The sequence below is a fragment of the Clostridium sp. BL-8 genome (assembly GCF_002006495.1).
In the GTDB taxonomy this organism is placed as follows: Bacteria; Bacillota; Clostridia; order Clostridiales; family Clostridiaceae; genus Clostridium.
Map to the genome: position 1 here is coordinate 19,549 of NZ_LZZL01000035.1, position 14,445 is coordinate 33,993.

Below are 14,445 nucleotides of genomic sequence, written 5' to 3' on the forward strand. Positions count from 1 at the left end.
AACATGAAAATAAAAAATAGTTCTATAAACACATTTATGGCTGCTAATAATTTTTTTACAAGAAAAAGTAATAATGTTTTATCATTAAATCTTAAGAAAAAAAAAGAAAATTCTGCTGACAATACCATGACAAATATTTTAAATGCTAAAAATCAAATGAACGATATTATAAACAAAACCAAAGTTGAAGATATGAAAAAAAGTGCACAATTAGAAAAAGAAAAACAAGAATATATAGCTGGCATTAAAGATATATGTAGTAAGTATTCAGATCAATTATCAGTTGGCCTTGGTTATTCTCAAGGATTAAATAATATAGTATTGGGTAATGTAGATGCTGTAACAAGAACAATGGATTTTAATTATGTTTCAAATAATATTAGCAATTTAGAATATAGCATTATACACAGTGCAAGTAATTCTTTAAAACAATATTACAATGAAGGTGATGATAAAAAGGAAACTTTTTCTCAATATATGGGCGATAATACTCCTCTAGACATTAATAAGGTTATGTCAAGTAATACAGTAAGTGATGATATTAAAGGCGAGTTAGGTGCATTAGACTCTTTATTGGGTGGATATCGTTCATTATATAAAACCATAGATAAAATAAATGAATTTAAACAGGAAAGTGCTCAAAGACTAGCTAAGTTACAAAAAAACATGGAAAATAATATTAAAAAAATTAGTGAGTACAGTTTAGATTCTGAGCAAAATTCATTATCAGATATTAATAATTATAAAAATAAAGATACTAACGAGCAAAAACATTCTAAGTAATTATATTGGAATAAAGAAAATAGAAACTTAAAATCATTCAATATTACCGTTATATATAAGTGAGTTAATATTAGTAAATGGAAATACCACCTAGTAATAGATGGTATCCTTAATATACCTTAAAATCATAATTCCATAACTAAGACTATTCCTACATTTTATCAATAAATTTTATTAGCATAAATTAACTATCTTATTCTCCCACTTCAGCAGTATTTTTTACAATAATCATATATGGGTTATAAGTAGAGGTTGAATAACACTTATCTTTATTGTACGCTTCTTCATATACTCTTACCTTTAATATAGTTATTGCCCCTTTCGAAAGATTAAGATTGTCACCTACTTTATATGCCTTATCAGAGTCTCCTATAAAAATTCTTACATTATCACTACTTAATCCGCTTATACTATTTATTTTAATATCATCCTCTGAAGTCTTTGCAAAATATATATCTCCAACATATAAATTATGCGATAACTTATCCTCATAGCCAATATCTTCATAGAGATTCAAGCTATTTCCATCCGAAGTTTCTAATTCTAAACTTCTTAACTTATCAGCAGAATCTGATGAAGCATACGCTTCTGTAGTAAATAATTCGATATACTTTGCTTCTGACAGCTCTATAGTAAAAAGTATTCCTAGTGCAAGCATAACTCTCATTATAGCCTTAAATTTTTTATTCATACCTATCTTCTCCCTATTTTAATATGAAATTCGCATATCTATATTCCTAAACAAGCCTTTTTTGATTAAAACAATGCATTGTAATAGTAATAAATTAATTTATTACAACATTATCATTAGGAAATCTATAATTACCTTGATCATTTTTTCTGCTAATGCATCTTGTCATTGTTGTCTCTCCAGTCTGCCACCTTCCATCGAACCCAACTTCTGTATTTCCTTCTGCAGTGCAATCAATAAGTATATGTCTTGATGGTTGTAAGCATAGTTCCCCGTCATCATTTATACTATTTTTTCCTATATCTCCAAGCTTAAATCCATCGCCCTCACCTTTTATTCCATTTGAAATTCCATTATTTATAGAATTACATCTTATAAACACTATTCCAGCGTCTGCACAAGTTAAATCATAACCATCATCTGCATTTTCCTCAGCTGTGCAATCTACTAATTTATTTAATGGACCTACATTGTATATAATTGCAAATCCATCAGCACTATTCCCTTCTATATCTACATTGTTATATGAATAAACACTAGTTAATGTATTATTAGTTGCTCCTTTTGTTAATTGTACTCCCGAATTTTTGTTATTATGAACTTTTAAATTTATAAGCTTATTATCTGAACCTTCAATGTAAATTCCATTATCTGCCGCTCCATAAATATCCAAGTCAGTAATTGTAGAGCCATCAGTCTTAATTGAAATTCCTCTTCCAGAATAATAGCTAGCCGTTGAAGAGAAGTCTATTTTTCCATTACCTGATTTTCCTGTTATTGTCACTCCTGCAGGTACATCCACAGCTTCTGATTTTATAGTTCCAATAATATTAATAATATCTCCAGGCTTTGCTGAAGCTAATACATTTGATAAAGAAGTTCCAGAATCACTAACATTTATTATATTACTTGCATAAGCTGGCAAATTCCAAAATAAGCTTGCTCCTATAACAATTATTCCTAAAACTGCGCCTAAATATATTTTTTTAGCATTTCTCATAATAATTCTCCCTAAAATTTTATAATTAAATATAATATTAATTCCTATTACTTTGAAGTATCTTCCTACATGATATTTTACATTTTTTATATAACTCCAATAGTGTTTTGAATTATATTCCAATTATACCATATCTATAAAATTTTGTATTATTCGGCATAGAAATATCACTTTTATTACATACTTTCTGTTACACAATAAAGAATTTAATGAATAATAAATGATAGAAATGTTTCATCTATTATTCATTAAATTTTATTATTTTTGATAAATATTCTTCATCTTTTCCTTACCTTCTTTATTCATAAAAATAATGTCCGTATAATTAAATAAAGGTGGGATATATATGAATAATATAAAAGCAATTATTATGGATGTGGATGGTACATTAACTAATAATAAAAAAGTAATTACTAAAAAGACTAAAGATGTTTTGATTGAAGCTCAAGAAAATGGTGTTATATTAATTTTGGCATCTGGAAGACCTACATCCGGCCTAATGGATTTTGCTATGGAATTAAAAATGAATGAAAATCATGGACTTTTAATTTCATTTAACGGGTCTAAGGTTGTTGACTGTCAGACGAAGAAAGTTTTATTTAATGAAACCATGAGTGTTAAGCAAGGACAAGCTGTACTTGAACATATGAAAAAATTTAAAGTTAAACCAATGATAGATAAAGATGACTATATGTATGTTAATGATGTTTTTAGTAATGAAATAAATTACAATGGTGAACCCTTTAATATAATTCAATATGAATCTCGTGGAGGCAAATTTAAATTATGCGAAAAGGATGATTTAGCAGCCTTTGCTGACTATCAATTAAATAAAATTTTAACTGCAGGAGATCCTGAATATTTACGGGCTCATTATAAGGAAATGATGGAACCATTTAGAGACAACTTAAGCTGCATGTTTACCGCTCCTTTTTATTTCGAATTTACAGCTAAAGGTATTGATAAAGCTAAAGCACTCGATACAGTACTAATTCCTATGGGATATAAAAAAGAAGAAATGATTGCTTTCGGAGATGGACAGAATGATGCCTCAATGGTTAAATATGCTGGCATTGGTGTAGCAATGAAAAATGCCGTAGATGAGTTAAAAGCTGTAGCTAATGAAATAACTCTATCTAATGAAGAGGATGGTATTGCTTATACATTAAGCAAGTACATATAAGTACTATATTTTAAAATTAAGGATGTGTTAATATGAAAATCGAGCACGTAGCTATATGGACTACAGATATAGAGAAATTAAAAAAATTTTATATGGATTATTTTGATGGTATTGCTGAAGAAAAGTATATAAACCCGAAGAAAAACTTCGAATCATATTTTCTTAACTTTGAATCAGGTGCCAGACTTGAGCTTATGCAGATGCCATCTATTCCTTCATGCCTAAATAATACTATTGATCAATATATAGGCTTAATTCACCTCGCTATTTCAGTAGGCAGTATTGAAAAAGTTAATAAACTCACTAACACATTAAAAAATGCTGGATACAAGATAGTTAGTGAACCTCGTAACACTGGAGATGGTTATTACGAGAGCTGTATTTTAGATCCTGATGGAAATCGAATAGAAATAACAGCGTAAATTATTGTATAATGTTCATGAGGTGATCTTCATGAACATTTTTAGTAAATTGAATAAACTAACCAACTTAACTGAAAATGAGAAAACATTAGTTAACTATATGGTGGATAATCCTGAAATTTTTGTAAAAATGAGTGCTTTTGAAATTAGTGACGCTTGCTTTATCTCAACCTCAACTATTTATAGACTTTGTCAAAAATTAGATTTATCAGGACTATCAGAATTAAAAGTACAAATATCTATGTCTATTAATGAATATTTAAAAGAAAATGATTCAATAGATTATAATTATCCTTTTAAGCAAAATGAAACACAATATCAAATTGTACTAAAATTAAAAGAGTTATATGAACAGACTCTAGTATCTTCTTTAAATTTAATAGATTTAGAGCAGTTAAAACTGATATCTAACGTTTTAAAAAAAGCACAGCACATTGACTTTTATACATCTGCTGGAAATCTTTATTTTGCAGAAAACTTTAAATTTCAAATGCAGGAAATAGGGACTTTTATTAATGTGCCTATAGAAGAGTATCATCAACGATTAACAGCATCAACAAGCGATAAAGAGCATATTGCTATAATAGTATCCTTTGAAGCTAGAGGAATAATAATAAAAGAAATAGCTGATATATTAAAAAAGAATAAGACTCCAATTATTTTAATTTCCTCTACCAATGAGAATCCTCTTACTAAGTATGCTAATTATCATTTGTACTTAAGTTCAAATGAAAACCATTTTAATAAAATTTCATCTTTTTCAACAAGGTTATCTTTATTATATGTTTTGGATTGTATATATACATGTTATTTTAAATTTGATTATAACCAAAATGTAAAGTATAAACTTGATACTTATAAAAAATTATCTAATAATAATAGAAATCCTGGTTACATATAAAACGATCTTATAATTCAATATCATACTCCATTCTTCTAGAAGTAGCCTTAGCTACTTCTACTCCCAAAAGTCTTTGTATTATATGAAATGACATATTAATTCCAGCCGATATACCACGTGATGTAATAATAGAACCTTCATCTACAAATTTAACATCGCGTTGAACTTTAAGTTAATTCTTAATATTTTTGCCAGCATCCCAGGCTTTGCCTACTTTCTCTCCAACACTATAATAGTTAAATTCATCTATAGAAAGTAAAATCGGATTAATCTTTTTTAAATTTGGAATATTGTTTATAAGATATTTTTCCTCCGAATATGTCTCAGTTACTTCACCTATTATAATTATGTTAGTACCACCTAAATCTAATTCCTGAACAACTTTACATTCCATATTAATAGGGCATTCTTGTATCATTGGAGCATCTTTAAGCTCTCCATAAAAAGTATTAAAAAATTTTGATTTATCAACATCTTTTCCTGATACAATACCACAATAATCTGTAATTCCCAGCATCTCTATAGATGGGATATTAATGCTGAAAGTTTTATTCTGCTTAATTCCATCACAACTATAATGAGACCTATTAAGAGATATTGAAATCATAGCCGGAATTCTATTGACTATACCGCAATATGAAACATTTAAATAATTAGCTTTTCCATTAACCTTTGTGCCAACAAGCACTATAGGATTTGGATAAAGATATCCTTTACTTCCCATTCTAATTTTTTCCATTATACATCCCCCTAGCATTTACAAATTTATATAATTATTCTATATTAATGATATACAGTGTACAAGTACCTACTTTTTGGTATAATACTATGCAAAAAGTAAGTGTGCAAAATTTGAATAGAGGGTGTATTTATGTCAGAAACGAATCAAAAATTATATAATTGTCCTATAGATTTTACAATCGAATTAATAAGTGGAAAATGGAGTATGTGGGTTTTATGGACCTTACAAGATGCAACTCTACGCTTTGGACAAATTAGAGACAAAATACCTGGAATCACAGAAAAAATGCTAATTCAGCAGCTAAAAAAATTTGAAAGCTACAACATTGTTAGCAGAAAAGTATACATGGAGGTTCCTCCTAAAGTAGAATATTCACTAACTGAGCACGGAAAAAGTCTAAAACCAATAATGTTATCAATACAGCAGTGGGGAAATGAACATTTATATATTCAAAATTTTCCCGAAAAAAAATCGCATTCATATTGAAAATGAATGGGATTTCTCATGCGTATTATTTATAAAAATTTATTTTTCTATTTTGAAACAGGAATGTACGTAACTCTATCTCTTGGACTTGAAAACCACTGTTCAACTACCTTTATCCATTTTTTAAAATGCTCTGTTTTTATATAAAATGTTACATTTTTTACTATAATAAACAAATTCTCCTCTGTATGTTACATAATACTTTTACAAACTAATTTTAACACATTTTATAAACTATACATCCTTAAATATTAATAATTTTATGCGTTGGAAGATATACGGGTAACAAGTTTATCATCTTCTCTACTTATAATAAAAACTAGCGTTTTTAAATCATGATTATTTAAATTATCGTATGCTAATAGTTCTTCTTTATAATTATTTTTATAATAGAACAATTTAAGTTCTGTTGGTGTTGTTAAATGATTTACTATTAAAGCTCTTTTTTGAAATCCTCCTTTAGCAATATAAGGAATTTTTAACGGATGCTTTTCTAAACCCTCATAAGTTAAATATATATCTTTTAAGTCCTTACCAGTAGCATTCTTAACAATGATCTCTTTTGAAGGAAGAAAGTTCATATCATCACTTCTTTCTATATTATACACATGTTACCATATTATCTGATAATCATATTGTAGCAAATACTTTAAAATTATTCAATTTCCCAAAAACTTTCTTACTAAATTATATATTTTATACGTATCCCTTTCTAAATCCTCTTACTTCCTCTGTAAAGCCTAAATTTTCATAAAATTTATGTGCGGATTTTCTATATTCTGATGATACTAATATAGAGTAGATACAATTATTTGTTATGGCAAATTCATCTATTACTTTCATTAATTTTTTACCAATTCCGCTTCTTCTTACCTCACTTTTAACAATTACATCTTCAACTACTAGAAAACGGCCTCCATCTAAAGCCAGCAGCAAGCAACACACTGCCAATACTGATCCGACTATTTTTCCATCTTCCTTTGCTACTAGAAGCAGATACTTTTCGTCTTTTAATATCTCTGTGTATATTTCAAAAGATTTGTTTATTGAATTATTATATGGAGTAAGTTCTTTATATAGTTCCAATAATTCTGGAATATCTTTTAATTTTAATTTTTCAATAATCATAATTACTTTCTCCTTAAATTATATATCTTTTTTCATGTAATATCGTCTATGATTTTTGGGGCAATTTTCTAACACTCCAAAAATTTCATAGCCTTGTTTTATATAAAAATCCATTGCTTGAAAATCAAATGTATCTAAATGAATTAATCTACAGCCTCTTTTTCTTGATGCTTCTTCAACTTCATTTAAAAGTTTAGTTCCAAAACCAAATTTCCTATAATCCACATCAACCCATAAAGAATCTATATATAAACAATTCCAGCAATACATTTTACTATTTATTCCTGCAATAATTTTGCCTTCACTATTTTTAATAATCCTATTTATAAATATAAATGGCTCCTTCTGAATATTTGGAACCTTAGACAAATTATAACTAACTAAATTATCTATAATTAGCTCTGCTTCGTCGTTACTGCTTTCTTTTATAATATATCCCTTCATAATTACATTTCCCTCCTTCTGTGCTCCTATGATATCTTATATTATACTTTTTCCTGAATATTCAAAGTAGATCCACCATATTTAAAATATACAAATTCTGTGGTCTATAATATATTTCACAATAAAAAAATATCCCAAATTCATTTCTGAATAAGTGATATTTAAATATGTTATTTATTTTTACTTATATATACTACGCTAAAATTGTTAGTTAGATAAATTCTTTTTTATTAAAAACTCTATATATTTAATTTCTATCTCATCAAAATTTGGAAGTTTATCTTCAAATTCAATGCATTTATAAAAGTTTTCAAAATTTCTTGCTACTCCTTCAAACTCTATCCAACAAGAATTGTTATTTTCAAAAAGTCCGATATGTCCATATCCAACCTGTGAATGTAAATTCACATGAATTTGATGAGAATGTACTTCAGAAATTTCATCTATAATTACATCTTTCTCCTGCCACTTATTCTCTTTGCTTTCTGTCCATATTCTAAAATCATTAAATATTGTATCCAAGTTGTACCTCTCCATAACTATAAATAATCTACATAATAATATCAATTTACTTTTGTAAATTAATTATAGCATAATTTTCTAAATGCATAACGATATATTTTGTTTAATTAATAAAATATATTATTAAATGCAAAATTTTCTTCTCGTTTAATATCCATAGCAACTTGAAGTTTAAAACTTCCAAAGACTTATGTTTCCTATAAATTGTTATCTTTTTTATTGTTTTATTTCTAAGTTTATATATTGGTTTCTTTATAACTTTAAAAATTGTTATGTTTTTTTCTTTATAAATTTTTTCATATCTTTTTAAATTTATATCTTTTTAACTTCTTTTATTGTTACTTTTTTATATTTGTTTAAATTTATATTTGAAACAACTTTTAAATATATATTGTTTCTGCTTCATTCGTGTATCCTAATAGTATTTTAATTGCATCAGCTTTTTCAATAATCTCATATCTCTATTCACCTTAATTATTTAAATAATTCACAGCATTTTGCACCATTACAGCTGCACCTTTATATAAGACCGAATCATCCATAAGGTATTTTGAATTATGAGCTGGATAAATAACTCCATCCTCAAAAGCCATTGGATTATATAATCTAAAGTAACAGCCTGGAATTTTTTCAAAGAAAAAGCCTGCATCCTCTGCCCCCATATTGCAGTCATCTATAATATGCACATTTTTTTCTCCTAAGATATTCTTTGCTGATTTTAAAAACATGTCTACCATTTTTTTATCATTTACTACAGCTGGACATCCACCATCAAAGTTCAGCTCGTAATCTGCTCTCATAAGTTTTGTTACACCTGCTACTATTTCTTTTATTCTTTGCAGTACATATTTCCTCGTTTCATTATCTGTATTTCTTACAGTCCCTTTTATTTCAACAGTGTCTGGAATAATATTATTTGAATTTCTTCCTCCTTGAATGCTGCTAAAAGTTATTACTGTAGGCACAGTTTGATTTATTTCCCTGGTTAATATATATTGGAGATTATTAATAAGAAGGGTTGCCACTGATATTGGATCAATACATAAATTTGGAGTTGATGCATGGCCTCCTTTACCTATTATCTTTATATTAATAGGATCGTCTGCTGCCGACACACTTCCATATCCAACTAGTACATCGCCATTATTATATACTCCTTGTTTATTCTCAACATGCAAAGCTAAAATTGCATCTACTTTAGGATTTTCTAATACACCATCTTCAATCATTGCTGCTGCCCCACCTGGTGCACATTCTTCACATGGCTGAAATATTAACTTTATTCTTCCATTTAATTCACTTTCATTAGCTTTAAGTATTTTGGCTATTCCAAGTAATATTGCTGTGTGCCCATCATGTCCGCAAGCATGCATATTTTCATTCTCTGCTTTAAATTCCAGATTTGTTTCTTCTTTAATTGCCAAAGCATCCATATCAGCTCTTATGGCAATTGTTTTTCCCTCATTCTTTCCAAATACAACACTTATTCCAGAATGATTTTTATACGCAGTATAATTTCCTATATTAAATTCCTCTAATTTCTTTTTTACATATTCAAATGTTTTAGGTAAGTCCATACCAACTTCCGGGATTTTGTGAAGCTCTCTTCTCCACTTTACAATTTCATCTTTAATAGCATAAGTTTCTTCATGTATATCCATTATACTTTACTCCTTAAGTCTTCTTTTTATTTAGTTATCAAAATCATTCTTTAATACTTCATTTATAAATATTTTAACTAAATCCGGATCAAATTGGCTCCCTGAATTATTTCTTAATTCTTCTATAGCAGCTTTTTCTGTTAATTCGTTCTTATAGCATCTTTCACTTACCATTGCATCATAAGCATCAGCTATAGCAATAATTCTTGATTCTAAGGGTATTTCCTCTTCTTTTAAACCTTTAGGATATCCTGTCCCATCCCATCTTTCATGGTGATATAATATGTAGTTAGCTATAGACGACATTCGATCTACTGTATTAATCATTCTATATCCTATTTCTGAATGACGCCTAATTTCTTTCCATTCATCCTCAGTAAGTTTCCCTGCTTTATTTATTATATTTTCATCTAATGCAATTTTGCCTATATCATGAAACCTTCCAAGCGATACAAGATCATCAATCTTATTTTGAGGAAACTTCAGTGCTTCCCCTATCCTTCTACATAATTCTGAAACTCTCAGTGAATGATCTTTTTCAACTTTATTTTTTTTATAAAATGTATTCATTATATTTTTAATTGTCTTGCCTCTCATATCTTGGCCTTCATATAATTTTTTTTCATACATTTTATTTTCTGCGATTTTAATTATTTCATCTATTCTCTCATCTTCATTATTTTTACATCCATAACCAAGAGAAATTGAGACATCAGAAGATCCAACTTTTTCTTCTGCCAGCATACCGTTAATTCTTATAATGATTTCTTCAGCTTCAAGCTCATTGGTCTTTGGTAGTAATATAACAAACTCATCTCCTGATATTCTTGCAGTAATACCTTCCGTTCTACACACTGCTTCCATAACCTTTCCTACTCTTTTAATAAGCTCATCTCCAATTATATGTCCAAAAGAATCATTAATGAGTTTTAATCCATTTAAATCTCCCATGACAACCGTTAATGGAAGATTTTCTTTTATGTCAAGTTGATTTAACTCATCTTCAAAAAATCTGCGATTATATAATCCAGTTAATTGATCGTGATAGCTTAAATGAATTATTTCCTGTTTTCTTTTCATAAAATCAATTGCGTTCTTGATTTTAAGCGGGAGAGCTATCTTAATCACTTCTTCACTTAGTGGCTTTGAAAAATAATCATATGCGCCAAGACTTAGTGCTCTCTCTATTCCTTCTTTATCAGAAATACCAGTACATACAATTACAGGTATATCCATTAATTTAAAGTTATCCTTCATTTCCTGTAGTACTTCAAATCCATCTTTTACTGGCATCATTATATCCATTATACATACATGTATATTATTTTTTAAAAGTTTATTAGAGATATCAAAACCGTCGCGAGCTTCATAAATATTTACATCATCTAATCTGTTTTTAATTGCCTGCGCAATAATTTTTCTTTCAATATCAGAATCATCAACTATTAGTATATTTCCGCTCATAAATTCATCTCACCTTTCCTTCTCCTTTTAACTGCTCTAATAGTACTTCTATTCTCTCTAATTTCTCAATCAGTACGGACATATCATTATTTTTTGCTGCTGTTTCTGCTTCAATTAGATTTTCTGCTATTTCATTAGCTCTTACAGCTCCTGCTGAACTTTTTAACTTATGCAGGATTATAGAAATCTCTCCAAAATTGTTTTGATCTATATTTAATTTTATAATTTCTAAGTATTCTCTCATCTGCTTTAAAAAATCCCTTATTAACTCTCTGCAAAACTCTTCATTAAAGCCTAATTCTTTCATAGCAAGCCTTAATATCTCATCATAATAAGAATCTTCCTTTATATACACTTCACGGTCATTTAAATTACTAGAGTCATTAATATTATTATGTAAGACATCATCATAAATTGGATTAACATATTTTTGCAGCATCTCTATGACTTGATTAAAGCCAAAAGGTTTAGTTAAGTAATCATTCATCCCCGCTTCAAGGCACTTCTCTCTATCTCCCTGCATAGCATGAGCAGTCATGGCTATGATAGGTATATGCTTGCTTTCTGTATTTCTTATCTTTTTTGTTGCTTCATATCCATCCATCATCGGCATTTGGCAATCCATAAAAATTATGTCGTATTTATTATTTTCATAGGCGGCCACCGCCTCAACTCCATTAAGTGCTATATCACACTTTAACCCTCTGACTTTTAAAATATTTATAAATAATCTTATATTTATCTCATTATCCTCAACTAATAATATTCTTATATTGTTGTTAGGTCCTATCTCTCTAATAACAATGACATCATCTTCTTCTAATTTATCATCTTGCGCTAGCATAACATTAGAAGAAAACAAATTACTTTTTTCATAAATTGTTGAATTACTATATTTATAAACCTCCATTTTTTCTGCTTTAGTTAATCTTAAATTAATTCTAAAAGTTGAGCCCTTTCCTTCTTCACTTTTAAGCTCTATTGAACCTCCCATCATTTCAACTAAACTCCTACATATTGCAAGACCTAAACCAGTCCCTCCATATTGCCTAGTAAAATTTGAATCACCCTGAACAAATGGCTTAAAAACTTCATTTATTTCCTTCTCATTCATGCCTATTCCACTATCTCTGATTTCCATAAAAAGCTCAATATCTTTATGGGATTCATGCGTTAATGCAACCTCTACAGCTACTTCTCCATTATCAGTAAATTTAACTGCATTACTAATCAGATTGTTTATAATTTGTCTTAATTTTATCGGATCTCCCATTACCGCTCTCGGAATATCTGAACTTATATAGCTGTTGAGCTTTAGTCCTTTTTCCATTGCTTTTGCCTTATAAAGGCCTATTGCACTTTCAATGGTAGAAATAAGGTCAAACGAAATGACCTCCATTTCCATTTTTCCCGCTTCAATCTTAGAAATATCAAGAATATCATTAATAATTGATATTAATGTATAAGAAGAACCCTTAATTGTTTGAATATAATCTTTTTGATAAATATCTAATTCACTTTTCTCTAAAAGACTTAAAAATCCAATAATTCCGTTCATAGGAGTTCTTATTTCATGGCTCATATTCGCTAAAAATAAACTCTTTGCCTTATTAGCCTCTTCAGCAGCTTCTTTGGCTTCAATTAATTCCTCTGTTCTTTCTTTAACCTTTTCCTCAAGATTACCTATAAAAAAATAAATTTCATCAGCCATTTTATTAAATGCTTTAGATAAATTTCCAATTTCATCATTTCTAAAAATCTTAGCTCTAGAGGATAAATCACCTTTCGAGAAATTATCTGCAGTTAATATTAAATTGTTAATTGGTTTTAATATGAATTTAGTACCTCTTATATGTATTATGATTGCTAATAAAAGTGCTATTATAGCCAATACTATTGTAGTGTTAATATTTTTATCTATTTCTTTTGTAAACATGCTATCAGGAATTGATGTTATTACAAGCCAGTCTAGCCCCTCTTCTTCATATTCAAAAATTCTGGCATGATATTTTTGATTTCCTATTTTTGAAATAAAATCAGTATTATTAGTATTTTTATAATTTTCATACGCCTCACTGATTGACTTATTGCTGATTTCTTCGACTGATATTCTTCTTATATTACCGTCTGCTAGTGCCTCAAAGTTAGGTTTATCAATAGAATTAGCTACTAAATATCCTGAATTTTTTTCAACTATATAAGCTGTAGCATAATTCTCCTCTCCAATTTTCTTTAAGGATTGATTAAGCTTTGAAAAAACTATATGAGTTCCCATTACGCCTTGAAGTATGCCTTCTTTATTATAAATTGGATATGCTGCTGAGAGAGCCAAGTCATTTTTTACAAAATGCTTATAAACATCTGAAAATGCTGGTGATCCTTTTTCCTTAGCTCTTTTATACCAATCCCTTGTTCTAGGATCAAAATTGCCATAATCCTTAACAAAACTTCCTTCAGTCAAATTTTCGTTTACACTATAATACATGGAATGGCCACCCGTCTCACCATTGCTCCTATATATTTCTATTTCATTTTTTTCATTTTTCCGCGCTCCATAATATTCCCCATTTTCTGTTCCATAACTAAAACTATAAATTTCATCATTGCTTGATTTAATTATACTTGAAAAAAATATATCTCTTTTATCCTTATCATGTATGTCTATAATTCCATTTTCAATTAAACTATGATTAATTTCATTATTATATAACGGCACAGCAAATAGCGCTTGTATTTCACTAAATATTTCCTTATTGGCGTTATTTTCTATTTTTATAATTGCATTATTTGCGGAAATTATCCAATTGTTAAAAACAATATAAGTGATAATTCCTAAAGTCATAGTCATAAGAGCAATAAATAATGTACTGATTAATAATCTTAGAGAACTCTTCCTTCCTGATGATATAATATTTTTAATACTTATCTTATTAAATATCCTTTTCACCACCTTCACTATTTTCAGAATATCAGTAAACTATATTGTTTTTTGTATTTATTGCGCATTTTAAATTATGT

The 14,445-nt window shown here is 28.4% G+C and carries 16 protein-coding genes; 5 read left to right on the top strand and 11 right to left on the bottom strand.

The features are described 5' to 3' along the window. Window positions 1-3: 3 nt before the first annotated feature. Window positions 4-783: a hypothetical protein gene (locus CLOBL_RS13235; protein ID WP_077859479.1), complete on the top strand. Its 780-nt coding sequence runs from the start codon at window positions 4-6 to the stop codon at window positions 781-783. A gap of 193 nt (window positions 784-976) precedes the next feature. Here CLOBL_RS13235 and CLOBL_RS13240 read toward each other — a convergent pair whose 3' ends face one another. Both CLOBL_RS13240 and CLOBL_RS13245 read right to left on the bottom strand, forming a co-directional pair. Then, entirely contained in the window at window positions 977-1,474 is a 498-nt protein-coding gene (locus CLOBL_RS13240; protein ID WP_077859480.1) for a hypothetical protein, read from the bottom strand. A gap of 94 nt (window positions 1,475-1,568) precedes the next feature. Continuing rightward, window positions 1,569-2,474 carry a right-handed parallel beta-helix repeat-containing protein gene (locus CLOBL_RS13245; protein ID WP_077859481.1) on the bottom strand — a complete coding sequence of 302 codons (906 nt, stop codon included), beginning with the start codon at window positions 2,472-2,474 and terminating at the stop codon, window positions 1,569-1,571. Window positions 2,475-2,820: 346 nt separating this feature from the next. Between CLOBL_RS13245 and CLOBL_RS13250 the strand changes: the two genes are divergently transcribed. Genes CLOBL_RS13250 through CLOBL_RS13260 form a run of 3 tightly spaced genes read left to right on the top strand, consistent with a single transcriptional unit; the run spans window position 2,821 to window position 4,980 of the window. Next, window positions 2,821-3,657 carry a Cof-type HAD-IIB family hydrolase gene (locus tag CLOBL_RS13250; RefSeq protein WP_077859482.1) on the top strand — a complete coding sequence of 279 codons (837 nt, stop codon included), beginning with the start codon at window positions 2,821-2,823 and terminating at the stop codon, window positions 3,655-3,657. Window positions 3,658-3,689: 32 nt separating this feature from the next. Next, the gene (locus CLOBL_RS13255; protein ID WP_077859483.1) at window positions 3,690-4,079 is read left to right on the top strand and encodes a VOC family protein; all 390 of its coding nucleotides are present in this window, start codon (window positions 3,690-3,692) and stop codon (window positions 4,077-4,079) included. Between the two features lie 31 nt (window positions 4,080-4,110). Continuing rightward, window positions 4,111-4,980, top strand: coding sequence for a MurR/RpiR family transcriptional regulator (locus tag CLOBL_RS13260; RefSeq protein ID WP_077859484.1), 870 nt, complete (start codon window positions 4,111-4,113; stop codon window positions 4,978-4,980). 172 nt (window positions 4,981-5,152) lie between these two features. Here CLOBL_RS13260 and CLOBL_RS13270 read toward each other — a convergent pair whose 3' ends face one another. Then, complete coding sequence (locus CLOBL_RS13270; protein ID WP_077859485.1) at window positions 5,153-5,719, bottom strand: flavin reductase family protein; 567 nt, start codon at window positions 5,717-5,719, stop codon at window positions 5,153-5,155. A gap of 132 nt (window positions 5,720-5,851) precedes the next feature. On the opposite strand from CLOBL_RS13270, the gene CLOBL_RS13275 reads away from it, so the two are divergent. Beyond that, the gene (locus CLOBL_RS13275) at window positions 5,852-6,208 is read left to right on the top strand and encodes a helix-turn-helix domain-containing protein (protein ID WP_077859486.1); all 357 of its coding nucleotides are present in this window, start codon (window positions 5,852-5,854) and stop codon (window positions 6,206-6,208) included. Between the two features lie 47 nt (window positions 6,209-6,255). Here the strand turns inward: CLOBL_RS13275 and CLOBL_RS13280 are convergent, their stop codons facing one another. From CLOBL_RS13280 to CLOBL_RS13315, 8 genes are all read right to left on the bottom strand, one after another. Continuing rightward, window positions 6,256-6,384 (bottom strand): hypothetical protein, encoded by a 129-nt coding sequence (locus CLOBL_RS13280; RefSeq protein WP_347472833.1) that lies wholly within the window; start codon window positions 6,382-6,384, stop codon window positions 6,256-6,258. Window positions 6,385-6,468: 84 nt separating this feature from the next. After that, window positions 6,469-6,789, bottom strand: a complete 321-nt coding sequence (locus CLOBL_RS13285) for a hypothetical protein (RefSeq protein WP_077859487.1) — start codon at window positions 6,787-6,789, stop codon at window positions 6,469-6,471. Window positions 6,790-6,904: 115 nt separating this feature from the next. Continuing rightward, window positions 6,905-7,336, bottom strand: a complete 432-nt coding sequence (locus CLOBL_RS13290; protein ID WP_077859488.1) for a GNAT family N-acetyltransferase — start codon at window positions 7,334-7,336, stop codon at window positions 6,905-6,907. An 18-nt stretch (window positions 7,337-7,354) separates the two neighbouring features. Beyond that, complete coding sequence (locus CLOBL_RS13295) at window positions 7,355-7,780, bottom strand: GNAT family N-acetyltransferase (RefSeq protein ID WP_077859489.1); 426 nt, start codon at window positions 7,778-7,780, stop codon at window positions 7,355-7,357. 207 nt (window positions 7,781-7,987) lie between these two features. After that, complete coding sequence (locus CLOBL_RS13300; protein WP_077859490.1) at window positions 7,988-8,302, bottom strand: hypothetical protein; 315 nt, start codon at window positions 8,300-8,302, stop codon at window positions 7,988-7,990. Window positions 8,303-8,772: 470 nt separating this feature from the next. After that, a complete protein-coding gene (locus tag CLOBL_RS13305) occupies window positions 8,773-9,963 on the bottom strand; it encodes a M20 family metallopeptidase (protein WP_077859491.1) in 1,191 nt (396 codons plus the stop codon). Window positions 9,964-9,993: 30 nt separating this feature from the next. After that, window positions 9,994-11,427 carry a diguanylate cyclase gene (locus tag CLOBL_RS13310; RefSeq protein WP_077859492.1) on the bottom strand — a complete coding sequence of 478 codons (1,434 nt, stop codon included), beginning with the start codon at window positions 11,425-11,427 and terminating at the stop codon, window positions 9,994-9,996. A 4-nt stretch (window positions 11,428-11,431) separates the two neighbouring features. After that, complete coding sequence (locus CLOBL_RS13315) at window positions 11,432-14,374, bottom strand: ATP-binding protein (protein ID WP_242953836.1); 2,943 nt, start codon at window positions 14,372-14,374, stop codon at window positions 11,432-11,434. Between the last annotated feature and the right edge of the window lie 71 nt (window positions 14,375-14,445).